Origin of the sequence: Pseudomonas sp. CIP-10 (assembly GCF_020911845.1) — a bacterium.
Taxonomy (GTDB): Bacteria; Pseudomonadota; Gammaproteobacteria; order Pseudomonadales; family Pseudomonadaceae; genus Aquipseudomonas; species Aquipseudomonas alloputida.
In genome coordinates, this window is sequence record NZ_CP087161.1 from 130,778 (window position 1) to 154,213 (window position 23,436).

At 55.7% G+C, this 23,436-nt stretch carries 22 protein-coding genes and 1 pseudogene; 6 read left to right on the forward strand and 17 right to left on the reverse strand.

Going from position 1 to position 23,436, the window contains the following annotated elements; translation table 11 throughout:
• Positions 1 to 24 precede the first annotated feature (24 nt).
• From LMH93_RS27725 to LMH93_RS27745, 5 genes and pseudogenes are all read left to right on the forward strand, one after another.
• A complete protein-coding gene (locus LMH93_RS27725; RefSeq protein WP_230065437.1) occupies positions 25 to 2,997 on the forward strand; it encodes a type I restriction endonuclease subunit R in 2,973 nt (990 codons plus the stop codon).
• Positions 2,998 to 3,059: 62 nt separating this feature from the next.
• Positions 3,060 to 3,302, forward strand: a pseudogene (locus LMH93_RS27730) (RNA-binding domain-containing protein); the annotation flags it as partial.
• Entirely contained in the window at positions 3,299 to 4,528 is a 1,230-nt protein-coding gene (locus tag LMH93_RS27735) for a restriction endonuclease subunit S (RefSeq protein WP_230065438.1), read from the forward strand. The pseudogene LMH93_RS27730 and the gene LMH93_RS27735, both read left to right, overlap by 4 nt.
• Entirely contained in the window at positions 4,525 to 5,640 is a 1,116-nt protein-coding gene (locus LMH93_RS27740; protein WP_230065439.1) for an AAA family ATPase, read from the forward strand. Before LMH93_RS27735 ends, LMH93_RS27740 begins: the two co-directional genes overlap by 4 nt.
• A complete protein-coding gene (locus tag LMH93_RS27745; RefSeq protein ID WP_230065440.1) occupies positions 5,637 to 7,271 on the forward strand; it encodes a type I restriction-modification system subunit M in 1,635 nt (544 codons plus the stop codon). Before LMH93_RS27740 ends, LMH93_RS27745 begins: the two co-directional genes overlap by 4 nt.
• Before the next feature lie 615 nt (positions 7,272 to 7,886).
• Here the strand turns inward: LMH93_RS27745 and LMH93_RS27750 are convergent.
• The 8 genes from LMH93_RS27750 to LMH93_RS27785 form a co-directional block, all read right to left on the reverse strand.
• Positions 7,887 to 8,720, reverse strand: coding sequence for a hypothetical protein (locus LMH93_RS27750; RefSeq protein WP_224459409.1), 834 nt, complete (start codon positions 8,718 to 8,720; stop codon positions 7,887 to 7,889).
• 167 nt (positions 8,721 to 8,887) lie between these two features.
• Positions 8,888 to 9,121 (reverse strand): hypothetical protein, encoded by a 234-nt coding sequence (locus LMH93_RS27755; RefSeq protein ID WP_023383586.1) that lies wholly within the window; start codon positions 9,119 to 9,121, stop codon positions 8,888 to 8,890.
• Positions 9,122 to 9,359: 238 nt separating this feature from the next.
• Positions 9,360 to 10,004: a hypothetical protein gene (locus LMH93_RS27760; protein WP_023383585.1), complete on the reverse strand. Its 645-nt coding sequence runs from the start codon at positions 10,002 to 10,004 to the stop codon at positions 9,360 to 9,362.
• 218 nt (positions 10,005 to 10,222) lie between these two features.
• On the reverse strand, positions 10,223 to 10,564 hold the full coding sequence (locus LMH93_RS27765) for a hypothetical protein (RefSeq protein ID WP_023383583.1): 342 nt from the start codon (positions 10,562 to 10,564) through the stop codon (positions 10,223 to 10,225).
• 185 nt (positions 10,565 to 10,749) lie between these two features.
• Positions 10,750 to 12,297, reverse strand: a complete 1,548-nt coding sequence (locus LMH93_RS27770) for a DNA cytosine methyltransferase (RefSeq protein WP_023383582.1) — start codon at positions 12,295 to 12,297, stop codon at positions 10,750 to 10,752.
• A gap of 668 nt (positions 12,298 to 12,965) precedes the next feature.
• A complete protein-coding gene (locus LMH93_RS27775) occupies positions 12,966 to 13,283 on the reverse strand; it encodes a hypothetical protein (protein ID WP_023383581.1) in 318 nt (105 codons plus the stop codon).
• Between the two features lie 188 nt (positions 13,284 to 13,471).
• The gene (locus tag LMH93_RS27780) at positions 13,472 to 13,810 is read right to left on the reverse strand and encodes a hypothetical protein (protein ID WP_175442754.1); all 339 of its coding nucleotides are present in this window, start codon (positions 13,808 to 13,810) and stop codon (positions 13,472 to 13,474) included.
• A gap of 116 nt (positions 13,811 to 13,926) precedes the next feature.
• On the reverse strand, positions 13,927 to 14,823 hold the full coding sequence (locus LMH93_RS27785; RefSeq protein WP_023383579.1) for a hypothetical protein: 897 nt from the start codon (positions 14,821 to 14,823) through the stop codon (positions 13,927 to 13,929).
• Positions 14,824 to 15,184: 361 nt separating this feature from the next.
• On the opposite strand from LMH93_RS27785, the gene LMH93_RS27790 reads away from it, so the two are divergent.
• Positions 15,185 to 16,477 carry a DUF5623 domain-containing protein gene (locus LMH93_RS27790; protein ID WP_023383578.1) on the forward strand — a complete coding sequence of 431 codons (1,293 nt, stop codon included), beginning with the start codon at positions 15,185 to 15,187 and terminating at the stop codon, positions 16,475 to 16,477.
• Between the two features lie 65 nt (positions 16,478 to 16,542).
• On the opposite strand, the gene LMH93_RS27795 is transcribed toward LMH93_RS27790, so the two are convergent.
• The 9 genes from LMH93_RS27795 to LMH93_RS27835 all read right to left on the reverse strand — a co-directional run bounded on the left by LMH93_RS27795 (position 16,543) and on the right by LMH93_RS27835 (position 22,974).
• Positions 16,543 to 16,908 carry a hypothetical protein gene (locus LMH93_RS27795; RefSeq protein ID WP_023383577.1) on the reverse strand — a complete coding sequence of 122 codons (366 nt, stop codon included), beginning with the start codon at positions 16,906 to 16,908 and terminating at the stop codon, positions 16,543 to 16,545.
• A gap of 62 nt (positions 16,909 to 16,970) precedes the next feature.
• Positions 16,971 to 17,417: a hypothetical protein gene (locus LMH93_RS27800; RefSeq protein WP_023383576.1), complete on the reverse strand. Its 447-nt coding sequence runs from the start codon at positions 17,415 to 17,417 to the stop codon at positions 16,971 to 16,973.
• A 120-nt stretch (positions 17,418 to 17,537) separates the two neighbouring features.
• A complete protein-coding gene (locus LMH93_RS27805) occupies positions 17,538 to 18,143 on the reverse strand; it encodes a hypothetical protein (RefSeq protein ID WP_054893892.1) in 606 nt (201 codons plus the stop codon).
• Complete coding sequence (locus LMH93_RS27810) at positions 18,136 to 18,801, reverse strand: hypothetical protein (RefSeq protein ID WP_023383574.1); 666 nt, start codon at positions 18,799 to 18,801, stop codon at positions 18,136 to 18,138. Before LMH93_RS27810 ends, LMH93_RS27805 begins: the two co-directional genes overlap by 8 nt.
• The gene (locus LMH93_RS27815) at positions 18,794 to 19,462 is read right to left on the reverse strand and encodes a hypothetical protein (RefSeq protein WP_023383573.1); all 669 of its coding nucleotides are present in this window, start codon (positions 19,460 to 19,462) and stop codon (positions 18,794 to 18,796) included. The genes LMH93_RS27810 and LMH93_RS27815 overlap by 8 nt, the downstream gene beginning before the upstream one ends.
• 46 nt (positions 19,463 to 19,508) lie before the next feature.
• Positions 19,509 to 19,994: a DUF2726 domain-containing protein gene (locus LMH93_RS27820; protein WP_023383572.1), complete on the reverse strand. Its 486-nt coding sequence runs from the start codon at positions 19,992 to 19,994 to the stop codon at positions 19,509 to 19,511.
• Positions 19,995 to 20,349: 355 nt separating this feature from the next.
• Positions 20,350 to 20,751 (reverse strand): hypothetical protein, encoded by a 402-nt coding sequence (locus tag LMH93_RS27825; protein ID WP_023383571.1) that lies wholly within the window; start codon positions 20,749 to 20,751, stop codon positions 20,350 to 20,352.
• A 33-nt stretch (positions 20,752 to 20,784) separates the two neighbouring features.
• Positions 20,785 to 22,656, reverse strand: coding sequence for a UvrD-helicase domain-containing protein (locus LMH93_RS27830; protein ID WP_023383570.1), 1,872 nt, complete (start codon positions 22,654 to 22,656; stop codon positions 20,785 to 20,787).
• Positions 22,657 to 22,686: 30 nt separating this feature from the next.
• Positions 22,687 to 22,974, reverse strand: a complete 288-nt coding sequence (locus tag LMH93_RS27835) for a hypothetical protein (RefSeq protein WP_023383569.1) — start codon at positions 22,972 to 22,974, stop codon at positions 22,687 to 22,689.
• Between the last annotated feature and the right edge of the window lie 462 nt (positions 22,975 to 23,436).

The following is a 23,436-nucleotide window of genomic DNA, read 5'->3' on the forward strand; positions in this document are numbered from 1 at the left end:
GATATTGATGTCAGGAACCAATCTATGACCACAACAGAACGCCAGATCGAGCTAGATCTGATCGCAAGGCTAGGCGAACTTAAGTACTCCTACCGCCCCGACATTAATGACCGCTCAACGCTAGAAGCTAACTTCCGCAACAAGTTTGAGGCGCTCAACCGAGTGCACCTGACTGACAGCGAATTTGCGCGTCTGCTCGACAGTATTATTACTCCTGATGTCTATAACGCCGCGCAGACGCTACGCAACATCAACAGCTTCGAGCGTGATGACGGCACGCCGCTGAACTATACCCTAGTAAACATCAGGGATTGGTGTAAGAATGACTTCGAGGTCATCCACCAGCTACGTATCAATACCGATAACAGCCACCATCGCTATGACGTGATGCTACTTATCAACGGCGTCCCGGTAGTGCAAATTGAGCTGAAGACGCTCGCTGTCAGTCCACGCCGAGCGATGCAGCAGATAGTCGATTACAAGACCGATCCGGGCAACGGCTACGGCAAGACGTTATTGTGCTTCCTTCAACTTTTCATTGTCAGCAACCGCACCGATACTTGGTACTTCGCCAATAACAACGCCAGGCACTTCAGCTTCAACGCTGATGAACGTTTCTTGCCGGTTTACCAGTTTGCCAGCGAGGACAACAAGAAGATCACGCAGCTTGATAGCTTTGCTGAGAAGTTCCTCGTCAAGTGCACCTTGGGTCAGATGATCAGCCGCTATATGGTGCTGGTGGCCAGCGAACAGAAGCTTCTGATGATGCGGCCGTATCAAATCTATGCCGTCAAAGCCATCATGGAGTGTATTCACCGGAACTGCGGCAACGGCTACATCTGGCACACTACGGGTTCTGGTAAGACGCTGACCTCATTCAAGGCTTCTACCTTGCTCAAGGACAATCCGGATATTGACAAGTGTCTGTTCGTTGTCGATCGCAAAGACCTGGATCGCCAGACCCGCGAGGAATTTAATCGTTTTCAGGAAGGATGCGTCGAAGAGAATACCAACACCGAAACCCTGGTGCGCCGACTGCTATCGGATGACTACGCCGATAAGGTCATCGTTACGACCATTCAGAAGCTAGGCCTTGCTTTGGATGGGGCCAACAAGCGAAACTATAAGGAGCGTCTGGAGCCACTACGAAATCAGCGCATGGTATTTATCTTTGATGAATGCCACCGTTCGCAGTTTGGCGACAACCACAAAGCCATTAAGGAATTCTTCCCTAACGCTCAGCTCTTTGGTTTCACCGGCACACCCATCTTCGAGAAAAACGCTAGCTATCAGCAAATCGAAGGTCAGCAGGCCAGTTACCGTACTACCGATGATCTGTTTCAGCACTGCTTACACCAATACACTATCACCCACGCCATTGAAGATCGTAACGTCTTGCGTTTTCACGTGGACTACTTCAAGCCCGAGGGCAAAACCCCGCCCAAGCCTGGCGAAGGTGTGGCCAAAGTTAAGGTCATCGAGACCATCCTTGCCAAACACGATTCTGCGACCAATGGCCGTAAGTTCAACGCAGTGCTGGCAACGGCCAGTATCAACGACGCCATCGAATACTTTGGACTGTTTGCTAGCATTCAGAACTCAAAAGCAGAACAAGACCCTGAGTTCAGGCCGCTGAATGTCGCCTGCGTGTTCTCCCCACCAGCGGAAGGTAACAAGGACGTGCAGCAGATTCAGGAAGACCTGCCGCAAGAAAAAGAAGACAACCAACAAGACCCCGAGGGCAAGAAAGCGGCGCTTACCCGCATTGTGGGTGACTACAATGCTCGCTTTAGTACCAGCCATCGCATCAGCGAGTTCGACTTGTACTACCAAGACGTGCAGAAGCGCATTAAGGATCAGCAGTACCAGAATGCCGACCTACCCTCTGCTCAGAAAATAGACATCACCATAGTGGTGGACATGCTTCTGACTGGCTTCGATTCCAAGTACCTCAACACCCTGTACGTGGACAAGAACCTCAAGCACCATGGCCTAATTCAAGCGTTTTCACGGACCAATCGCGTACTCAATGATAGCAAGCCATACGGCAACATTCTCGACTTCCGTCAGCAGCAGAAGCCGGTCGAGGAGGCAATTGCGCTCTTCTCCGGCGAGAAGATCGATAACCCGCGCGAAATCTGGCTGGTAGATCCCGCACCGAAGGTTATTGACAGCCTACAGGCTGCTACTCAGAGGCTGGCTGACTTCATGCAGTCGCAAGGTGTGGCCAACGCCCCAGAAGAAGTTGCGAACCTGCAAGGCGATGCCGCACGAGCGCAGTTCGTCAATTTGTTCAAGGAAGTGCAGCGCCTTAAGACCCAGCTTGATCAATACACCGACCTTTCCGGAGAGCAGAAGGCGCAGATAACTCAAATTGTGCCTCCCGATCAGTTGCAAGGTTTTAAAGGGGCATACCTAGAGACAGCCAAACGGTTGAGGGAACAACAGGACCGCGATGAAGCTTCGCTTGAAGTGCAGCAGCTTGATTTCGAGTTCGTGCTCTTCGCATCAGCGGTAATCGATTACGACTACATTATGGGCCTCATTGCGAAGCTAATGCAGCAGAGTCCCGGCAAACTCACCATGAATCGTGAACAGCTCATTGGCCTGATTCAGTCCGACGCCAAGTTCATCGACGAACGCGAGGACATTGCCGAATACATCCGCGGCCTGCCAATCAATGAAGCCTTGGACGAAAAGCAAATTCGCATCGGGTTTGACTGCTTCAAATCGGAGAAAAAGGTACGGGAACTTACCGATATAGCCAACCGTCATGGTCTTGAACCCGATGCCTTACAAGGCTTTGTAGATGAAATCTTGCGTCGTCGCATTTTCGACGGCGAACGGCTTTCCGAATTGATGGCTCCATTGGAGCTTGGCTGGAAAGCCCGCACCAAGGCCGAGTTAGCACTGGTTGAAGAGCTTACTCCATTGCTGCACAAGCTAGCACAAGGCCGAGAGATTGCTGGCCTGGCAGCCTATGAGGATGGGCGATAATGAGAGTTTTTTGCACAAGCTTCGCAGTTGATTCCAGCGGACGTCCATCCATACAGTACCGTCCAATGCGTGTGGTAGCAACTGCGGATTGCGTCGAGACTATTAGTCCCGTCCATCTACGCAGCGACCTGAATATTGAAAAAATGAATCCCGGTAACTCAAATATGCATAACTCCGAGCTTCTGCCGTATCATGGTTTGGGCAGCGGCCTTCTGCGCGTTTGCCCCCACATTGAACTGATTGACGACTGTGTGGGTAACTTGTTCAAGTCTAATTTTGCTCTGCATCAGGAGCAAGTCGCATGAATGGCAATGATAAGCGCCCGCTAGAGCCAAATTCGAGATTTCCAGAGTTTCGAGAGGACGGGGAATGGCAGGAAAGCGAACTTGCGAAGTTTCTAACCGAAAGTCGCATCGAGGGTAGTGCGGGGGATACGGCACAGAAAATTACCGTAAAACTCTGGGGGAAAGGTGTATTCGCGAAAAATGAATATATCAAAGGCAGTGAAAATACCAGATATTACAAGCGTAGAGCCGGACAGTTTATATATAGCAAGCTTGATTTCCTCAATCAGGCCTTCGGGGTTATACCGGAATCTCTAGATGGCTTCGAATCTACTGTAGACTTGCCTTGCTTCGATATTGGGGATGAATTAAATCCAGGATTTCTTCTTGAGTATGTGAAGCGCGATGATTTCTATAAGAAAAATGGGGAGATCGCAGACGGAGGACGGAAAGCAAAACGCATTCAGACTGAGAGCTTCCTGTCTTTCCCAATTGCTATACCTGTCCGGAAAGCAGAACAACAAAAAATCGCAGACTGCCTAGCATCCCTTGATGAGTTGATCATGGCGGAAGCCCAGAAGCTTGATGCTCTCAAGGCCCACAAAAAAGGTTTGATGCAGCAGCTTTTCCCCCGAGAAGGCGAAACTGTGCCGCGGTTGCGATTTCCGGAGTTTGGGAATGCAGGGGAATGGAAGAATGTTGCGCTTTCAACAAAGATCGACCTCATCTCAGGGCTTCACCTCGCTCCAGATCAGTACTCTGAGGCCGGTGAGATTCCGTACTTCACAGGGCCTTCCGACTATACAAATAATCTGAACGTAGTTGGCAAATGGACTGTGCGCGGAGCTAATACCGGACGGGCGGGAGATATTCTTGTAACTGTCAAGGGTAGCGGTGTGGGTGAATTGCTTTATCTGGAGCTTGATGCAGTAGCCATGGGGCGTCAATTAATGGCGATCAGACCACGCAGCGCGCACGGAGAGTTTTTATTTCATAGTCTTGCGCTGCAGAGGCAACGGTTTGTTGCACTAGCCTCTGGCAATCTAATTCCTGGACTTTCACGGGGTGATATTCTGGATCTGACTGTGTCATTTCCGGAGCGAGGTGAGCAAAAAGCAATAGCAGAATTTCTATCGTCTCTTGATAGACTATCTGCTGTCCAAAGCCAGAAATTAAGCGCCCTCAAAGCTCACAAAAAAGCTTTGGTACAACAGTTATTTCCTGCGCTCAACGAGGTATCGGCATGAGGCCCGGACAGACCTTCGCCGATCTGTCGGCATTAGCCATACATCTGCGTGGTGAATTAGAGAACAAGAAGGCTATACTGCTCTACGCCTACAACGGCACAGGTAAGACGCGCCTGTCCATGACCTTCAAGGATATTGGCAAGCAGGGCGATGCCCGCGATACGCTCTACTTCAACGCCTTCACTGAAGACCTGTTTCACTGGAATAATGATCTGGAAGGCGACGCGGATCGTCGTCTGCTGCTCAACAAGGATTCCCGTTTTTTCCAGGGTTTGTTCGATTTGGAGATGGACAACCGCATCCGCCCGCTGCTTCGCCGTTATGCGGATTTCGATTTTCGCATTGATGCCCAGGGGCACGAATGGGCAGTTCGGTTTTCGCGATTGGTCGGCGGACAGACCGTCGACAACATCAAGGTGTCACGTGGCGAAGAAAATATTTTCATCTGGTGTTTCTTCTTGGCCGTGGTCGAACTAGCAATGGACCCAGATATCGAGGCCTACCACTGGGTCAATCACCTCTATGTTGACGATCCGATTTCCTCTCTTGACGAGCATAACGCGATCGCTGTGGCCAATCATTTGGCACAATTGCTGAAGCGACAAGACAACAAGCTAAAGACAGTGATCTCGACGCATCACACCCTGTTCTTCAACGTGCTGTGTAACGAGATGAAGAACGCTCGTAAGTACGTAGTGAATAAGAATACAACCAACAGCGGTTATTTACTGCGTCCTGAAGATGGCGACACACCGTTCTTCCACCACGTTGCTGCCTTGGCCGAACTCTATCAGGCTGCGCAGGAAGACCGGTTGTTCACCCATCACTTCAACATGCTTCGCACTATTCTGGAAAAGTCGGCTAGCTTTCATGGGCACAAAAACTTTTCTGCTTGTATTAGGCAAGACGATGACGACCCGGATGGCATTCTGCATGCCCGCCTCATCAATATTCTGAGTCACGGCAACTATTCGCTTTATGAGCCACAGCAGATGCTCGATGAGAACAAAGCGTACTTCCGGAAGATTCTGAACGATTTCCTGAATCGCTACCCCTTCAATCCTGAATTATTCCCTCAGGCACCTGAGGCGGCACAAGTAGGTGAACAATGACCGAATTTGAAAAGCAGAAGCTAGGAAAAACTCTCTGGGCAATTGCTGATCAATTGCGTGGCGCGATGAATGCAGATGATTTTCGCGACTATATGCTGGCCTTCCTATTTCTTCGCTATTTGTCGGACAACTACGAATCTGCTGCCCAGAAAGAGTTGGGGCTGGACTACCCACAGCAGGTCGACGGCTCGGTTTCCACGCCGCTGCAGCTTTGGTACGAAAGAAATCTAGACGATGTGCCGGAATTCGAGAAGCAGATGCGCCGGAAGGTGCATTACGTGATTGAGCCTCAATATCTGTGGGGCAACATCGCTGAGATGGCACGCAAGCAAGATTTGTTACTGTTAAATACGCTACAAAGCGGTCTCAGCTATATCGAGAATGAGTCCTTTGCCAGCACATTCCGGGGACTATTCTCGGAAATCAATCTAGCTTCCGACAAGCTGGGCAAGACTTACTCCGAGCGTAATGCACGCCTGTGCAAGATTATCGCCGAAATTGCCAAGGGTTTGGGTCAGTTCTCCACCGACAGTGATACCCTAGGTGATGCCTACGAATACTTAATTGGCCAGTTCGCGGCTGGTTCTGGCAAGAAGGCTGGTGAATTCTACACGCCGCAGCCTATTTCCAGCATTCTGTCTGCTATCGTCACGTTGGATAGCCAAGAGCCCGCCGCCGGTAAGCGCTCGCACTTGGACAGCGTTTTCGATTTCGCCTGTGGCTCTGGCTCACTGTTGCTCAACGTCCGTCGCCTTATGGGGGCACATGGCATTGGTAAGATCTACGGACAGGAAAAGAATATCACCACTTACAACTTGGCACGCATGAATATGTTGCTGCATGGGGTGAAGGATTCAGAGTTCGAGATCTTCCATGGCGATACCCTGCTCAATGAGTGGGACATGCTTCGTGAAGCCAATCCTGCCAAGATGCCAAAATTTGATGCCATTGTGGCTAACCCGCCGTTTAGCTACCGCTGGGAACCGGGTGAGGCATTGGGTGAGGACGCTCGTTTCAAGAACTATGGCCTGGCACCAAAGTCGGCAGCTGACTTCGCCTTTCTGCTACATGGCTTTCACTTCCTTAAGCAAAACGGCGTGATGGCCATCATCCTGCCCCATGGTGTGTTGTTCCGTGGGGGATCCGAAGCGCGCATTCGCACCAAGCTGCTGAAAGATGGCCACATCGATACGGTGATCGGCCTGCCGGCCAACCTGTTTTTCTCTACTGGTATCCCTGTGTGCATTCTGGTGCTGAAGAAGTGCAAAAAACCTGATGACGTGTTGTTCATTAACGCTGCAGAGTACTTCGAGAAGGGCAAGCGGCAGAACCGATTACTTAAGACAGATGAGATGCCTAACGGTGAGATCGGGCACATTGAAAAGATCATCGATACCTACCAGTACCGTAAAGAAGAGTCTCGTTATTCGCGTAGAGTGAGTATGGAGGAAATCGAGAAGAACGATTTCAATCTAAATATCTCGCGATATGTCAGCACTGCTGAGGCGGAGGAGATGATAGACCACAACGTCATTTATGAAGAGCTACTTTCCATAGAACAAAAGATCAGGAGGGCTACAGAGAAGCACAACGAGTTCCTGAGTGCTTTAGGGTTGCCCCTGCTGCCATAGTCTGCCGCAGCTGATGTAATTAGCTAGATTTTAGGGTTGTCGAGCGCGATCACCCAAATCCGGCCAAGCGTACAGCGGCCTTAGAGTGAGGGAAAACGGGGTGTACGGATACAGCTCCCCCTCTCTCGGGCAGGCGAAGGTTTGGCGGCATTTTCGTTGATTTTATCTTTAGCGCTGATCCAGATTTTGGTAAAGAGCACGGTCAATCTGTTGTTTGCGCCGAAAGGTCGTTTTTGGCCAGATGAAAATCGATATTCAACGAAGACCAATTTAGGCATAAAATCTATTAAATTCAGTTGGTTGTGAGAAAATTACAGCTTTTGTTGTCTCGCGTGTTCCTGAAAAATCCAGATTTCAAGGTCTGTGACAGCTTTGCGAAATTGTCTGCATGAGTTGGAGTCCCCAGTGTGTAAGGCTCTGAAATAACTGGCTTTATTGTCGAAAAGCACCAGCAGCAGCGTGTCCAGCATTGTCGCTTGCCGTGATCGGTGTGGTGTGATCGAGTTCTTACACCGCTCTGGGTTGCATGGACGCAAGCAGACCCGGGTGTGGAATTATCTGTGGGTGAAGAGCATTTCGGCGGTCAGCCTGACTGGGCCGAAGCCTCGGCCATGGTCACGTGCCGAGTTGCTTGCGCCGCTCTGCGATACGTGCGGTCGACACGCCGGCGAGTTTGGCTACCAGGCTGTTGGGGACCTTGCCCAGCAAGTGATCAAAACGAACCGCCTTGGACAAGCGCTTGTAGGGTGCTATGCCCAGGAACACACGTCTCTGCTCTACTACGTCATAGGGTACCCCGACCTCCCTGCTGATCTGGGCCGGAGATACCTTACCCAGCAAGGACTCGTACCCGAGCCATGGCCCGTGGTAATCCGCGGTTGGGATTGAAGTAGCCTCTTCTATCAATGGGCTCACGGGTTCGAAGCCCAATGCTTCGCGCACCTCTTGCACCAGATGAAGATCCACACCTGCCACCTTCGCGATTTCTTGATCACTGACATAGCCAAACAGAGGTTTGTAGATCCTCAGTGGATGACCGGTGGGAAGCACCTGCTTTCGAGGAGCCGGCCTCAACACCGGGAGGATACCCAGTGACTCACGGTAAACCGTGACGCTTTTTGGCGACACGCCGCACAAGGAAGCGATCGCCCCATCGGTGAGCACGCCGAGGAGGTGCTTGAAAGGCTCTATCTGTTGAGCAACCGACCATGGAGGTATCCCCAATTGCTCCCGCCGGCGGCGAATTCGATCGGGGTGTATGCCGATCAGTCGCGCCAGCTCTACGTCCGAGAGTTTTCCAAGCTTGCAGTCGAACCATCGGGCAGGCCCTACTGCAGCCCAATCTACCGGAGGGTAACGCCTCCCGCTGGTTTCGGTGATCGCCACACCACCAGCGGCCGCGTGTTCACGATAAACCCATCCTGGTGGACTGTAGTCCTGGTCATCCATTGACTTTCGAGCCTCTTCAATAGCCTGCCCGATGGCCTGGTTCAGCCTGCAACAGGCCGCACTTTGGCGTTTGGCTCCGTGCGGTTCTTGCAGTGGAACAATCTAGCGTCGCATGACGGGCGGCTCTTTTCCTGGGTGAGTTGAGAATGGTTGGAACGAGGCGGTCCTCAATCCAGCCCGCGCAGACTGGCAAGCCCATAGTCATCGCGCAGAATCCGCAGCTCCTCTTTGTCCATTTCGTCCATGGCCGAGCAGTTGGCATCGGCTAGCCCCTGACGCTTTAGCAGCGCAGCGGCATCGCCCCTGTCGTAGATGTAGCGAGAGAGATCCGCAGCGGCAAGGAGAATGCCGGTCTGCAGTTGAGTCGGCTTGTTGCGAGGTTTGCGAGGGGTGACAGCCATGTGTCGGCTCTCCATCGATGAGTGGGTCTGAGATAGAGAATCCTCAGTAGGCACTTGTGCCTAGTAGGCTGATTTAGGCACTTGTGCCTATTTTTGCTGCGCCGCTGACGCCGGTTCGGTCTGGAGACCCACCACCATCAGCACAGGCCAGTGGATGATTCGCAAGTCAAACAGCTGCGGCAGCCCAGCTCATACTGGGCATTCGGTACCGCGAGAGCTCAGTGATCAGCGGGCATGCTCATGCCTTCGCCAGCGCTTCGACCAACAGCGCCTCGAACTCATCCACGGCCAGCGCTTCCCAGCGGTCATTGACCAGCTGCTCGTGGTACCACTTCAGTCCGGAGTATGTAACCCGCACGCACACACCGCCCAGCATCACAAGCGGATGCTGGCGCACGGACGCTGGCAGGAATACGGGTGGGTGGTCGGCCACAGAAGCGCTGATCGCGAGGTTCTCCATCGCCTCACGCAAGACAACGGCGCTGACCTTCTTGGCCTGCACCTGGGCGGACAGGGCGGCACGCAGAGTCTCGACTGCTGCGCAGGAGCCGCGGTCATCCCCATTGCAGCGCGCAACAAAGTCGTCAAGCCACAGAAGCGACTCTTCAACCTCGCCAGCACTGGCGGCCGTTGGTACGGCATCGCTGCCTTGGTACTGAACGGACTGTGCCTGCCCTTGTTCTGTGAGCCATGCCGCTACTTGATCGGCGCTCATAATGGCCAGAGTTTCCGAGCAGTGATCACAACCCAAAATCAGCTGGCAACGAATGTCGCTCGTACGCAAACGCCCGTGCTGAGCATCGCTGATGTTCTTGTTGTGCGTCTGCCAGCTCAGGGACGTGCTACCGCACTCGCGGCATTCGGTGATCTTGGTGATGCTCATGCTTTGCCTCCTGCAGGCGTTCGACCTCTGGCGCAACGGCGCCAGCAGGGCATTGATGATTGTGTTTCTATGGGCTCGGCACAGCTCGAAGACTGTGCATAGCGGTGTTGCGGATGCCGGAGGTCTACACACCCGTCAGCTCGATCGCATGAGGTGGCGGATGCGTGCACCGATCTGTGAGAAGCCCTGAACGCAGTCCAGGGCTTCAGGCGGCTGCCTTACCGGCCAAACACCTGGTCAAGCACTGGACGCGACTCGATGATCACGGTGCCCAGCTCATCGACGGTCGTAGCGCTGGTCAAACGCTCTTCGACTGCAGACAGCTCGGTCAGCAGCTCATCATTGCCACCTTCCTTGTAGAGGGTGCTCTGCAATGCTTCGACGGTACGCTTTACATCGCGCTGCGTGTCCTGGAAGTTGCTTTGACTACCGGAGACGGTTGCCTGAGACCAGCTGGTGAGCGGGTGGTGGCGAGCCTCCACCTTGCCGGCACCGAACATACGGTCATAGGAACCCTGCACGAAGCCTTCGATCAGAAGGCCGTTGTTTCTATCATCCATTTTCTACATCTCATCGTGTTGACGTGATTTTCACGTCGTGGTGATGATGCCAGGCGCACCCGGCATCGGTTTTGCCGATCAGTGGCAGCACTGTATCGACGGTCTCCAAAGGGTCTTCAGCCGGTGTGCGCCGGCGGAGCTCGCGCCTAAGCCGCGGTCACGCCGGAGCCGTGGGCCGATCATGATCACTGTGCCGCCAGCTGAGATACGCTCAGGCCAACCGCGACTGGCCGCACCCAGATGGGCATGCTGCTCAGCATGAAAGTCTCCCCTTGAGCTGCCAGCAGCAACGTAGTGCCCATCACATGACCGATGGCTTTCGCTGCCTTCGGGGGAACTGCGTTGCCGATTCGTTCGCGCCAGGCCTGATCGCTCAACCCGTCCAATTCCAGCTGCTCCTCTGGCTCGACAAGGCTCTGGATCGCCGCCAGCTCCAAGGTCGTGAAGGGCCGGTGCCAGGTCCCGTCGAGCGATTCGATGATGCAGGTGAGCTTCTCGTCAGCGCTTGGGAGCTGGGTGCCGGCAACGTCCCACCGGCTGTCGTCATGCTGACCTCCCGCGACGCCATGCAAAGGCACCACGCCGTAGTGCCCGCCAGGCAGGTAGGGTTCGCCACTCGTGCGCATCTTGGCCGCTCGGGGATCAGCGACACTGAATGTGCCTTGCCCTGGGCTCTTGACGCCAATGATGGCGCCGCTGGTATCTTGCCACCGGCGAACACCGTACTGCTGATATTGCAGGGCGCCTGCCCGGGCACGCGGATCAGCCACCGAGAACGCCCCGTTTGTTGGGTTCGATCGTCCAGCCACCGTGCCCATACTTTCGTTCCAGCCATGCACCCCCATATATCCCGCTCGATATCCTGGGACGATGACCAGGTCACGCAGATACCCATCTTGGATCGCCAGGTTGTTGAGGCTGCGCCAGTCTTTCCCGGCCTCAACCAAAGCCAGGCGGACCCAGGTTTTCCATTGCAGAGCTGGCACTCGGTGCATTGGTCCCGCTCGCTCGATGTCGCCGGCAAGAGGCATGCGGCTGAGGATGTCGCCTACAGAGCGCAGGCTCTTCTTCTCGGGCTCGTACAAGAACGGCGGGACCTTCTCTACATGGCGAGCCACCAGCAAGAAACGCTTGCGGCTTTGAGCCAAGCCGCCGATCACCCCGCAGTCATGGGTGGTTTCGGCGACTGCGTACCCATAGTGGCTTAGCAGGGCGCCGATCTGGTCCAGCAGGTGCCGGCCGCGGTTGGCCAGACGCGGGACGTTCTCGAACACCAGCATCGGCACAGGGTCGTCGCGCCAGGTCTCCGCCATCAGCCAGATGCAACGCAGGGTGAGCTCGTTCAAGGCTTGGTACTTGGGGGTCGCGCTCATCTTCTCCGACAGCAGTCCGCTGGCGCCCTTGCACGGGGAGCTGATGAAGACGGTATCGGGCCGGCGGTTCTGTGCTGCACGGCGGATGTCTTCTGTGGTTGCTTCCCTCCATCCGGCTGGCGGTTCCTTGCCGTGGAACCTGATGTACTGCTCGCGGGTGAAGAGATCCAACTGCGTACCCTCCACACCGGTCAAACGCTTGAAGTCAGCAAGGCCGGCCGGATCAACGTCGACGCCGCCTAGGCACTCCCATTCAGCCTGCATGTTGCCGACGATGGGCTTCGCCTCGTTGAAGCCTTTGGCACCACCGCCCAAGCCGCAGCAGAAGTGGAAGTGAGTGAGGATTTTTTTGATCAGCATGCAGCCGTCCTAGAAGAGTTGTGTGGTGCCCGCCAAGTGGATTGGTGGAGCTCACCTGGTGTGCTTACTTACTGGACACCGAAATTAAACTATAGGACAATCTTTATCAAGAGATTATTAAACTATAGAACAACTCTCTGGCCGCGCCCTTTCAGTATTTGTCTTTTAGATTTTGGCTTTTGGCGTGAGCTCTACAGGTTTTCTTCCCCTGCATGGCTACGTTTCTGCACCACGTATTCGACTTGGTAGTAGCGCGACAACGTTCCACAAGCGTCCTCTCCTGAAAGTCGTAATGCGCCCCAGAGCAACCTGTAACTGGCTTCCGCTTGACGTATTTGAATGAGCTGGAAATCATCCAGTTGTCGGGCAGCTCGAATGCATCTACGAAGACACCTACAACCCCGCCTGGCTCATCCGTGTATCCGCTCCCGCTCGGAACGCTCACAGAGTCCCCCAAGCTTGAACAGGGAACGTCCTCCTGCACTTCGCCATTTTTAGGCCCACCGTGAAAATGAATTGATGTAAAGCCTCTTGGCATCGTCAGGTCACTCCAATTGATTGGTAGGTTCAGCAACGAAAAACTCCGGCCAAGCATGGCCGGAGTGGGTGTAGCGTTCATGCGGCCGGGCAGCATCCAAGGCCAGAGTGCGGTGCATGCCAACCGATCGCTAAAAGGGTGGGTTCCGCAGGTAGTCGCAGTACTGCGCGTCCAGCAGCGCAGATGGTGAAGGCTCGATCGCAATCAAGGTCCATTCCCCATCGACAAACCGTCCCTCCTCGCCGTAGTGGAGCCCGGACAACGAGTAGCTTCGCTCGATCGTCGCCCAGTCCTCGGGGTACTGTGCTTTGAAGGCCTCCTGGAAGGACTTGTTGCCGTAGCTGCCCATGCTGGTAACGACTTCAGAGAACTTCTCGTCTCGGTCGGTGATCAGCTCGATCGACCTGGCCATCAGTTTGGGTGAATCCTGTTCGTTGGGTGTGCGCATCAATGATCTCCGTTGCTGACTTCTGTCAGTAGCAGGATTGAGTAGGTGCGAGGCCGACAGCGCCATCGCGTTCACTGGTCAACTCGATATGGGGAACACCCGCAGATAACGAAGCCCAGACCAGCAAGGCACACTGAACAAGAGGGGGATCCCCAGTGCCGAGCAAAGGCCGGCTATAGCGCTGGCCCCTATTCTTCTCGATCAAGATCAGGCGTTCTGTATGTCTTCCATTGCAGCACCGTGTATCGACCGAGTTTCACCTTCGTCTCGGTAACCACCTGGCCAAAGGCGTAACTACCTGTCTCTGTCACCCAGACTTTAATCAAGTTCTGCCCAATTCCAGCGCCGAAGAGCCGCTGCAGCAGCGTTCGCCGGGGTGGTGCTTCTGGGAGTTGGGGTTTGTTCATGGCCACCTCTGTTGTGCTAGTTGTCCCGATGGCGCCGATATGTGCCATCGCTAGTGTTTGTTGCGGAACCGCCATTTCCAACCTGTAAACACTGGGCTGGCGCCATTCGAAATGTGCCATCGTTAGTTTCTGGTGATCCGCGTGGCACATTTGGTCGAGTCGCCAAAGTGCCACCTGCACGCTAGGAGTACATTTGTACTCCTAGCGCCAGCAGCTGATCTCAGGCACCAGATCACTCAAAGGAACACCGTTGGAGCATGTTCCTTGGCCTTCCCCCTTCTCTGCCGCGGGGAGCCCTTTCTCTGTTCGGTCTTGCGCCCGTTCCCAGGACTGTTCAGGTTCACCCCGTAGAGCTCACACAAGCTTGCGAGCTGCTCAGCCGGTATCAAGCGGTGCGTGTTGCTCAGTCGCAGCAAAATGGCCTTGGGAGTGCGCCTGTGAGCCGTAGCCAGAACGTCGATCGCCGAGCCGTCACGGTAGCTCGCAACGAGCCGCTGATCTTCCTCGTCTGTCCATTTGCTGCCTTGGGCGGTCGACTCAGCGCCAGTACTGCTAGGCGCAGGTGCCTGTTGCTGTTGCTGTTGCTGCACCTGCTCAGTTGCCCGGGCTGGCGCCGACGGCGTCAGCGCAGGTACCGCAGGAAGCTCCGAATCAAGGACCGTTGAAAGCATGGCCAACCACCTGGTGCGATCAGTGTCGCGAGAGTGGTGGAAACCAACGCTGCCGATCACCACCATCGGGTTCACATTCAACGCTGCTGCGATCTGCCAGGCGTGGTAGTTGTCCAGGAGGTCCTTGCCGGTACGCCAGCGGGAGAACTGGGTCTGGCTGACACCGAGAAACTCGGCAGCCGAGACGTCTCCGTGGAACCCTTTGACCACCTTCAGCTGGTCAAGCCAGTTAGCAGCGGTCTTGACCAACTTCACATGCGGACTATTCGTCTGGTTCGAGAACGGCGTCGACCGCTTGGCTCGCTGGGATAACGAGGCGGCGCCGGCGGCGGCGGCCAGGCGCAGGTGTGCGGTGAGCGGTACGCGCTCATCGCCGCACTCGATGCCGGCTTCATCCAAGCCCGCAGACAGATTGATCAGGATCGCGATGGATCGATTCGTCATCTCATCTTGTTTGGCCATGCCCCCTCCCCTGGATCCGCTGAGGATCGCTACATGAGGCCCTGGGATACCGAGGGCCGCCTTCAGACCTACATCATAATGGCAAATCTAATTCACCACACGTACCTATACGTCGCGTGAGGTGATTTCTTTTATAGGTGATTGCCGGCCTGTAGTGCGTGGTCCGTCTGTGTGTTTGGTCTAGTCACACACACAGAACGCAGCTTACAATCTCCCATGGCGCCCAGCAGACGCCAGCTACCCGTCATCGCGAAGCTGCACGAGCAGCACTGCCAGCTACTCAAGATTCGGACCATAACTTTGGCCCTGATGCATAGCGGTGGACGGGTGACGCAGCAACAAGTAGGGCCGGAGAGATATCGTGGCAACCGAACACACTCGACCTACCACCGTTGCGCGTATCAAGCGCGTAGCTAAATTAATCAAGCAAGAGAAGAGCATTCCTCATCATGCTGCCCTTGATGAAGCGGCGCAGAGTGCTGGCTTTCAGAACCTCCGGCATGCCCAGTCAGTTTTAGGGACCGCAAAGAAACTCCACCAGACTTTTGTATCCTTCTACTGGAAAGATCACGGCCAGAGCCCAGATCCCTTCAAACGTGGTCCTGAACTTCGATCGGGGCGGACCACCCTGTCATTCCTGCTGCCGCTCCCCCTGACAGAAATTCTCCCAGGAAGATCTCTTGAAAGGACAGCCTACCTATCCGGTTTTCGGCTGGAGGCCCCTGATCATCTGGAGCTCAGGGGTGATGCTTATAGCGAGCACGACGGCCTGAGGAAGGCGCAACGGGCCGCACTCGCTCTGAATTTCATGGCTGTGACAGGTTTCCGAGCCCCATTTGTAAACGAGACCTATGGCACAAGCCTGAATCTCTCAAAAAAGGCGGATCACAAGTCTACCTGGTACGACGATGAGTCGAAGTGCATTGTCATTCTGGATGAGCCATATCGGCATTTGTTCCGAGAAGAGATCGACTGGGCTAAAGAGCACGGGTTTCATACAGTTGGGATTCGATGGCGAGGGGTCTATTCGGCCGGCGAAACCCCACGCCTCCACTCGGTATCAGCCGCTCTAATCACGCGTTCGGCCAAGAAGCTCCATGCCCTCGAAGCCCGGTTACAAGCTGAGGAGTGGACATACGACTCTCACGCATACAACAGCCAATTCATCAGCCCGGCTAGAGCGCTCAGTGGAAAAAGGAGGCGTGCGAGGATAATGCCACCCCCTCAAGGGGTTGAGCGAGACGGCGCTGTGCCTTGTGGCCCCGGTGAGCCGGGATTTCGCTCGCGATGGCGGCCGGCTCGCCGCATGGACTTGGATAAGCACTTACAAGTCGGCCCTATTTTGGAGAATTTCCCGTTCTCAATGATTTTTAGCCCTACGTCACCGCTTATTGATGTCCGCATAACCCTTAACAAATGGTTCGAGGAAGAGTACGAAGATGCAGAGCTTCCCGACAAGCAGATGCGCCAGGACTACTACTCACCGGCCCCTACCCCCATCAGAGGAGCAGCTGACGTCCTGGCAGGGCTAGGAGTGGTCAGGCAGATGGTTTCAGATGGGTATCAAGACTGCAAGCCAAAGAAGGACCTCCTAGACCGCCTAGATAGATGCGAAGAGTGGGTTCGCCGGTTCGCTGCACGTAGAAACCCGTAACCCTCCCCCGCAGCCTCAAACAACAAAGCCCGCCATGATGGCGGGCCTTGCGAGTAGTGCGGAGGTCAGCGAGCTGGGTTGAAGATGAGCACACCTATCCCAAGCATGAGGAAAGGAAAGCCGATCGCCCCCATCGTCGCAGCCGCATCCAGAGCGTAGTACAGCTCAAACGCTGCCCCAGCGACCAAGACCCCCAGCATGAGCACGATGAAACCGGCGATCCCCCTTTGGGACAGGACCACACCGGCCGCCGATAGAATCATCACAGCGGTCTTCTCTGGTGACATGTTCAGAGCGATGTTCACCAGCTGCTGATCGATCACCATGGGACCGATGCAGAAAATCCCGACGGCCAAACACATTGCGCCCAGGACCCGATAAACCGAGCTTCGGTCAACACCGTCCACTGCGTCCAACTCATGCTTTTGCATCACCTACCCCCTTCTGTTCTGTGTTTTTGGCTGCCTCAAACAGCCCGCCCCCAGTCGATCCGTTAGTCGGTCAGGTAAACCCGCTTCCTCGCCTGCTCTTCACGCATCCCGATGTAAGCCATCAAGGTGTAGAACAACACCAGACCTCCTGGCGCAAGGTACATGACAGCCTTGGCCCCGAGGATGCCCAAGGCATCCAGCTGAGCTCGGATCTGCTCAACCTGGTCGCCTGCAGGTACCGGTTCGATTCCCTGAGTCAGTCCAGTTCCCATGATCAGAAACAGGGCCAAACCGAACAGCCCCATGAGCTTCCACATACGTCGGGCAGGTTTGGACATCACCAGCATGGTGATGCACAACATCAGGCTAAGGATGTAGTACCTGGCTGTATTTTCAGTGAACCCTAAGTGTTCAACCCCGGCATCGAACAGGCCGACGATACCAATCATTGCCCCCGCGAGCGCAACCCCTGCAAACCAACCAAAAACGATCCCGAACAGCGATTTCATATCTCGATTCCTTATGGCTGGTGCTCAGCGCATCCAGTTAACTATTAGAGCTCCACCCCTTGTTCGGTGGAGCCTTAGATTCGGAGGTGGTCGGCACCGGCCACCCCGAGACTTCACCGACTACTCGGCGTAAGCGTCCAACTGCTTCTTCAGTTCGGTGCGCTGCGCATCGAGCATTTGGTTGAGCTGATCCGCTTTGAACACATCGAACGGAGCCCGGACAAACGCCAGCACCTCGATCGCCGCCAATGTCTTGCCTTCGACTTTGCTCGACTGCTCAGAGGCCGCGGCGTCGGGAAGGCCCAGCATCTTGGTGCAGGCGCTGCTCGTGTAGTCGTAGCAGCCCACCTTCGCCTCACCTGCCAGAACAGCGCTGCGGAAAGAGACGCTCGGGAAGATAGTGGTACCACTCACAATCCCAGCCATGATCAGTACCAGGCCGAAGGCACTGCCCATAAATGCGCGAAAGGCGCCGATGACGAACGCGAAGACGCTGACACCGGACAAAAAGAACGAGAGGGTTGGAGGAGTTACCAACCACGAGGCATGTTTCAGGTCCTCGGGGCTCACAGGAGCCTTGAAGTTCAGAACGGCTGCGCTGATCACGGCAAACACGACGAACAGCACCGGCACGGCCAGTAGCAGGCTTGCGATGATCAGAGGCCCCTTGGCGGCCGTCCCTGGCGCAGGGTCGACGTATTCACTGGAGGATTCCTGGTTACTCATAATGCTCACCTGCTGGGTTAGTGACTAGGGATGTAGGGGGCGTGTTTTCCTGGCTGTGCAAGCCCTTGCGGATCTCTTCTTTCAGCTCCTGGCGCTGGGCATCGAGCATTCGGTTGAGCTGGTCCGCTTTGTACACATCGAAAGGTGCTCGCAGGAAAGCCATCACCTCGATCGGCGCCGATGTCTTGCGTTCAACTTTGCTCGACTGATCGGATGTCGCGCTGCTGGGGAGGCCAAGCATCTTGGTGCAGGCAAGGCTCGTGTAGTCGTAACAGCCGACCTTCGCCTCGCTTGCCAGCACGGCGCTGCGGAACGAGACGCTGGGGAAGATGGTGGGCATAGCAAGCACACCAATCATGATGAGGAACAGTCCCAAAGAGCTGCCTCTGAAGGTTTGCAGGGCGCCACCCATGATGCACATGAAGCTGAAAAATGCGCAGATGAACGACAGCGATGGCGGAACCACCAACCAGGAAGCGAGGTGCAGGTCCTCGGCGCTCACGGGAGCCTTGAAGTTCAGGACGGCGGTGCTGATTGCCGCAAACACGACGTACCCCACCACCGCAGCCATGAAGACGCTCGCGAAGATCAGTGATCCCTCGCCTGCCGTCCCCGGCGTGTGATCGAAGTAGTCATTGGAAGAATCGTGGTCACTCATGATGCTCACCTGTTGAGCTCGTCGCTTCGGATGTGGGGAGGGTGTCGGGCTGAGTTTTCAGGCCCTTGCGCATCTCACCTTTCACTTCCAGGCGCTGTGTATCGAGCATCTGGTTGAGTTCATCCGCTTTGAACACATCGAACGGAGCTCGAACGAAGGCCATCGCTTGGACAGGGATGAATTGGTGGACACTCGGCTGGGCCGGCTGATCTAGGTTGGCTGCGCGACTGGGTAACCCCAGCATCTCGGTACAGGCGAGCAAGCTGTAATCGTAACAGCCGATTTTCGCTTCCCCAGCCAGAACAGCACTGCGCAGTGAGACACTCGGTTCAGTGGAAACGGCGCCGATAAAGCTGATCATGAGCACACCGAAGCTCAGGGTCATCGGGCTAATCAACTGAAGCACGAGTGCGAAGCCTATGATCAACAATGCGCCGGAGATAAAGGGGAGCAAGTAGGGGGCGTGCACCAGCCAGGATGCATGCTGTAGATCCTCAGCACTGACCGGTACTTTGAAAGTCAAGACGCCGATGCTGATTGCCGCAGCAATGACATACAGCCCTAGCAACGCGAGGAACAGCCCCCGGAAAGTCAGCTTTCCTTCGCCGGCCGAAGCTTCTGCGCGAGCGAAGTATTCGCTGGATGAATCGAAGTCACTCATGGTGATCACCTTCTGAGTTCTAATTGTGGATGAGAGGTCCTGAGCTCTACAGCTTCAGGTCCTTGCGAATGTCTCTGGCCGACGGCATCCCGCGGTACCGATGCACGGTGACCCCGACGGCCTTCATCAGCTCGTCGCGACGCCGGTCCTTTGCCTTGGCCTTGCCGCTGTTGTGCGTGGAGTCGTCGACCTCGACCAGCGCTACCGGCTTGAGCTGCTTGTCGCAGAGCAGGAAGTCGCAGCGGTTGTGGGCGACCATATGCCGTGCGTGGTTCTTGTCGGTCATGGCGGTGGCTTTCACCTTGATGAAGGCGCCGAAGACCACCTGGGGCGCGATGACCAGGTCGTCGCGTACCGCCTCCTTGAGCCGCCAGAAGAAGTCCTGCTCGCGCTCGGTGAGCAGGGGGATGCACTGGTAATGCTTGGTCGAGTAGCCTTTGCGGCGCTTCAGCATCGCAATGGCGAAATACGCAAAGGCGCAGATCACCAGCGCGGGAACAAGCACTCCATCCATGCTGTTGAGAATTGACATACCTACTCCTAAATAGATTCTTTACGCGTACCAATACGCACACTGGCTAAAAAATGGCGTGTAGTCCGCCTGTGATGTTGGTCAAGTAAATGTGATTTCGCTTCCAACTCGGGAGGAGCACGCGCCTCCGCCGATCAACAAACCTGCCCTGGGTATTGCTCGTTGGGCGTGGAACCGTTAGGGTGAGTCATCCTCCCTTAGCGACACGCTCGTGTCGTGCAACACCTCTCTCCAAACCTCCCGTAGCCAAAGCAAGTCACCGTCCTGCAATCATGCGCGCCGACTTGACCAATCACACAAACGAACCATTCGAAGCCTGCCCCGCCTGGCACGATCATGAGCGCCAGCAACGCCGCTAGACGTGATCCTCCGAGAGATGCCCGGTGACCGCCGGCAGCTGATGCGAGGGTTGGACACCCACCACCCGCTTGCCCCGTCGAGAACCCCGGCCTTTCCCCTCGCCCGCGGCTTCCGTCTCTTTCACCGCCCGAGCGGCCATGCCTTCATTGACCATGTCCAGGATTTCCTGGGACATCCGCTGCTGCACAATTCGAGAGTTCCCCATGCGGTAGTTCGCATCGGTACGCTCGGTATCCGCAGCCTTCGCCCATTCCCTCAGGGTGTCCCGGGCCTCACCGATGCTCCCCTTGATCTTGACGAAAATCTCGAACATCAGCGGGTCAATGGAAACGGATGATTTCTTGGATTTTCCGCCCGCTTCCCGGCGGTAGAAGATCCGGATGAAATCGTCAGCCATGTTCGCCCCCTGCAACGATCAGTAGGTAGTGCATCAGGCCACTTCCAGGTGCAGGTCACTGACCAGGCGCCCGGTGATATCTGGGCAACCGATGAACAGGCCACCATGCAGGCGACCCTGGCGCACCATCGACGCAACGGTATCGGCCGCCTGGGATACGGAGACACCCACTACGCCCGCGATCGCCGCCGCAGTCAGGGCCGCATGACGCAGGATGGCCAGCTCGATGCGCGACTCAACCTGATCGCCCTCGAACAGCAGGGCAGCATCGGCGCCGACCAGCTCAGCCACTTTGGAAAGCGCCCCCACGCCGGTGATCGCAGCAAAGGTCTCGGCCTCTTGTTCAGGGCTAACAACCAGCGATAGGCCCCCCACTTGTTCGGTGTGCTTCGCGACAGGTTCCACCGCTTCACCCACCACCCCAGCGGTCTCGCAGTAACGCAAAACTGCCTGGATCTGCTCATTCACCTCAATGGATTCCATCGCACGGGTCAGCGCCACGTACAGCAGGTGGAGCTCTTGGCGCAGCTCTGGGGTATCCAGCACCAGCGGCAGGCCGGCATCGGTGATCAGGTTGAGGAAGTCGCTCAGCAGAACCACCTGCGGAAACTCCAAACCTTTCGAGCGGTGGGCAGTACAAAGAATGACGGTCGCGTCGTTGATGTCGCTGACGCAAGCATCCTTGATGCGCTGTACCAGGCTCGGGATTTGATCGCCATACTGCTTGGCAACACTGATGAGGGCGTGGATCTCTTTGTCATCGGTGTCGTTGGCATAAGCCTCCAGATCTTGGAGAGAGCGGAACGCACTGAGCAAAGGATCGCGCAGACGGACACCCGTGTTGGCGCGCAGGTGGTGCACTTCAACGAGCTTGTCGAACGGGTACTCGTTGACGCCACCCACGAAGTGAAGACGCTGGCCTTCCAGCAGCTGGACAGCACTGGCGAACAGCTTCGCATTGGTGCGCCCGATGATCGCGTAAGGCTTGGTGCGGTCGACGGCAAAACGGGTAGTCAGCTCATGGCGTGAACTGCGCACTGGATCCTGCTCGCCGGCGAACTCACGCAAGAGCATGGTGGCCAGCTCGGCGATGCCGGCGCCATAACGGTGGCTCTCGCTCAGCGATACGACCTGGTCGAACTGCGACGGTTCGAAGGTGTTGTAGGCACCACGGAAACCGAAGATTGCCTGGAAGTCGTCACCGGCCAAGCGCAGCGGGCAGTTCTGCCGCAGGATCACCGCAGCAAAGACAGGATTGGTGTCCTGGTACTCGTCCAGAAGGATCTGGTCGTAACGGTGGCTCAGGTCAGGGTCACCCAGGCTCCACAGTTTCAGGTAGCCGTCGTGCGGCATTCGCAGATGAGTGGTTTCCAGGAACTCAGCACGCTCGGCTTGGCTATCGCCGCACCCGCGAGACCATTGGCGCAAGCGCTGCAGGTCTTCCCAAACAACCTTCGCCCACTCCGCTGTTTTCTCACGGTCATCGCCAACGATCTGTGCCGGCACATGCGCTGCCAGGATCTCCCGGTCTGCAGAGACCATGTAGTTGTGCAGAGTGACGTAGAGGTGGCGAGCGAACGCCATTGGGATGCCGTACTGCTTGGCCAGGTGGGATGGGTGGAGATCATCCTGCTTGCCAACCTTCTTGAACTGGCCACCGACTTCCCAAGCAAGCCCATGACTGGTCTTGGTGGTCACGTTGTCAGGGAAGCGAGCAGCTGCGTCCTCCTTGTTGGCCTTTCCAAAGGTCACATACAGCAGGCGCTGGGTTGGGAACTGCAGGGCGTGCTTGATGAGCAGCGAGGTCTTACCAGCACCCGCCTTGGCGCGGATCAGCAAGCGCTTGGCGGTACTGCCCAGGGCAACAGCCTGGTCTTTGTTTGGGGTGAAAGCTTTCGCGGCCATTGCCGGCCTCCTTGAGGTGCGAGTGGTGAATCAATCGTCGTCTTTGCGGAACATGTTGAGGCTGTCATTGAAGATGCAGTGAGGGTCTTCCTGATCCATCAGCCGTTCCTTCTTGCTGAACTTCACGTTTGGGTCAGCAAACAGGTTGAAGAACAGGACCATCGGAATGCTGGCTGCGATCACCAGGAGTAACGAGCCGGCGAAGGCCCAGCCACCAAAGGCCTGTCGAACGTATGCAGCAAACAGACAAGCTGCAGCAGCCAGAGCGATCGACCCGGCCCCCTTCCCAACCTGCTTCATCACAAAGGACTTGTTCATCTCGGTGGCTCCTTGGCACAACCATTTATGGCTCCACAATACCTATAGATTTGTATGGATGCAAGGCAAATTATAGTTACGTGTTACGAATACAGGCACAACCATTTATGACTCTGTAGCGAGAAAAGCGTTGGCCGCCAGCACAACCATTTATGCCCTAGGAGAGACAAAAGCGGAAAGCCGCAGCACAACCATTTATGCTTAAGCGCAGCCATAAAAGCCGGCCCCGTCGGCGCCGATACGCCGCCCAGCAACCAAAAGGGAGGCGCTCGCTGGCAGAGATACCCCGGGCCGCAATCGCCTAGGGGCATGCACGCATGCAATGAGCTGAGAATCATGGAGGCAATGAAGTGCTTCCCACCCACGAGACACCGAACAGAGAAAAGCGGCTCCAAGCACCCTGAGCTGAGACGAATCCGACCAAGCACCACCACTCGGCACCAGGTGCTGACTACTGCCAGC

What these genes read in the sequence shown, in the direction of transcription:
- LMH93_RS27725 (WP_230065437.1), top strand. Translation starts at nt 25, where the DNA reads ATGACCACAACAGAACGCCAGATCGAGCTAGATCTGATCGCAAGGCTA.
- LMH93_RS27735 (WP_230065438.1), top strand. Translation starts at nt 3,299, where the DNA reads ATGAATGGCAATGATAAGCGCCCGCTAGAGCCAAATTCGAGATTTCCA.
- LMH93_RS27740 (WP_230065439.1), top strand. Translation starts at nt 4,525, where the DNA reads ATGAGGCCCGGACAGACCTTCGCCGATCTGTCGGCATTAGCCATACAT.
- LMH93_RS27745 (WP_230065440.1), top strand. Translation starts at nt 5,637, where the DNA reads ATGACCGAATTTGAAAAGCAGAAGCTAGGAAAAACTCTCTGGGCAATT.
- LMH93_RS27750 (WP_224459409.1), bottom strand. Translation starts at nt 8,720, where the DNA reads ATGGATGACCAGGACTACAGTCCACCAGGATGGGTTTATCGTGAACAC.
- LMH93_RS27755 (WP_023383586.1), bottom strand. Translation starts at nt 9,121, where the DNA reads ATGGCTGTCACCCCTCGCAAACCTCGCAACAAGCCGACTCAACTGCAG.
- LMH93_RS27760 (WP_023383585.1), bottom strand. Translation starts at nt 10,004, where the DNA reads ATGAGCATCACCAAGATCACCGAATGCCGCGAGTGCGGTAGCACGTCC.
- LMH93_RS27765 (WP_023383583.1), bottom strand. Translation starts at nt 10,564, where the DNA reads ATGGATGATAGAAACAACGGCCTTCTGATCGAAGGCTTCGTGCAGGGT.
- LMH93_RS27770 (WP_023383582.1), bottom strand. Translation starts at nt 12,297, where the DNA reads ATGCTGATCAAAAAAATCCTCACTCACTTCCACTTCTGCTGCGGCTTG.
- LMH93_RS27775 (WP_023383581.1), bottom strand. Translation starts at nt 13,283, where the DNA reads ATGCGCACACCCAACGAACAGGATTCACCCAAACTGATGGCCAGGTCG.
- LMH93_RS27780 (WP_175442754.1), bottom strand. Translation starts at nt 13,810, where the DNA reads ATGGCACATTTCGAATGGCGCCAGCCCAGTGTTTACAGGTTGGAAATG.
- LMH93_RS27785 (WP_023383579.1), bottom strand. Translation starts at nt 14,823, where the DNA reads ATGGCCAAACAAGATGAGATGACGAATCGATCCATCGCGATCCTGATC.
- LMH93_RS27795 (WP_023383577.1), bottom strand. Translation starts at nt 16,908, where the DNA reads ATGCAAAAGCATGAGTTGGACGCAGTGGACGGTGTTGACCGAAGCTCG.
- LMH93_RS27800 (WP_023383576.1), bottom strand. Translation starts at nt 17,417, where the DNA reads ATGAAATCGCTGTTCGGGATCGTTTTTGGTTGGTTTGCAGGGGTTGCG.
- LMH93_RS27805 (WP_054893892.1), bottom strand. Translation starts at nt 18,143, where the DNA reads ATGAGTAACCAGGAATCCTCCAGTGAATACGTCGACCCTGCGCCAGGG.
- LMH93_RS27810 (WP_023383574.1), bottom strand. Translation starts at nt 18,801, where the DNA reads ATGAGTGACCACGATTCTTCCAATGACTACTTCGATCACACGCCGGGG.
- LMH93_RS27815 (WP_023383573.1), bottom strand. Translation starts at nt 19,462, where the DNA reads ATGAGTGACTTCGATTCATCCAGCGAATACTTCGCTCGCGCAGAAGCT.
- LMH93_RS27820 (WP_023383572.1), bottom strand. Translation starts at nt 19,994, where the DNA reads ATGTCAATTCTCAACAGCATGGATGGAGTGCTTGTTCCCGCGCTGGTG.
- LMH93_RS27825 (WP_023383571.1), bottom strand. Translation starts at nt 20,751, where the DNA reads ATGGCTGACGATTTCATCCGGATCTTCTACCGCCGGGAAGCGGGCGGA.
- LMH93_RS27830 (WP_023383570.1), bottom strand. Translation starts at nt 22,656, where the DNA reads ATGGCCGCGAAAGCTTTCACCCCAAACAAAGACCAGGCTGTTGCCCTG.
- LMH93_RS27835 (WP_023383569.1), bottom strand. Translation starts at nt 22,974, where the DNA reads ATGAACAAGTCCTTTGTGATGAAGCAGGTTGGGAAGGGGGCCGGGTCG.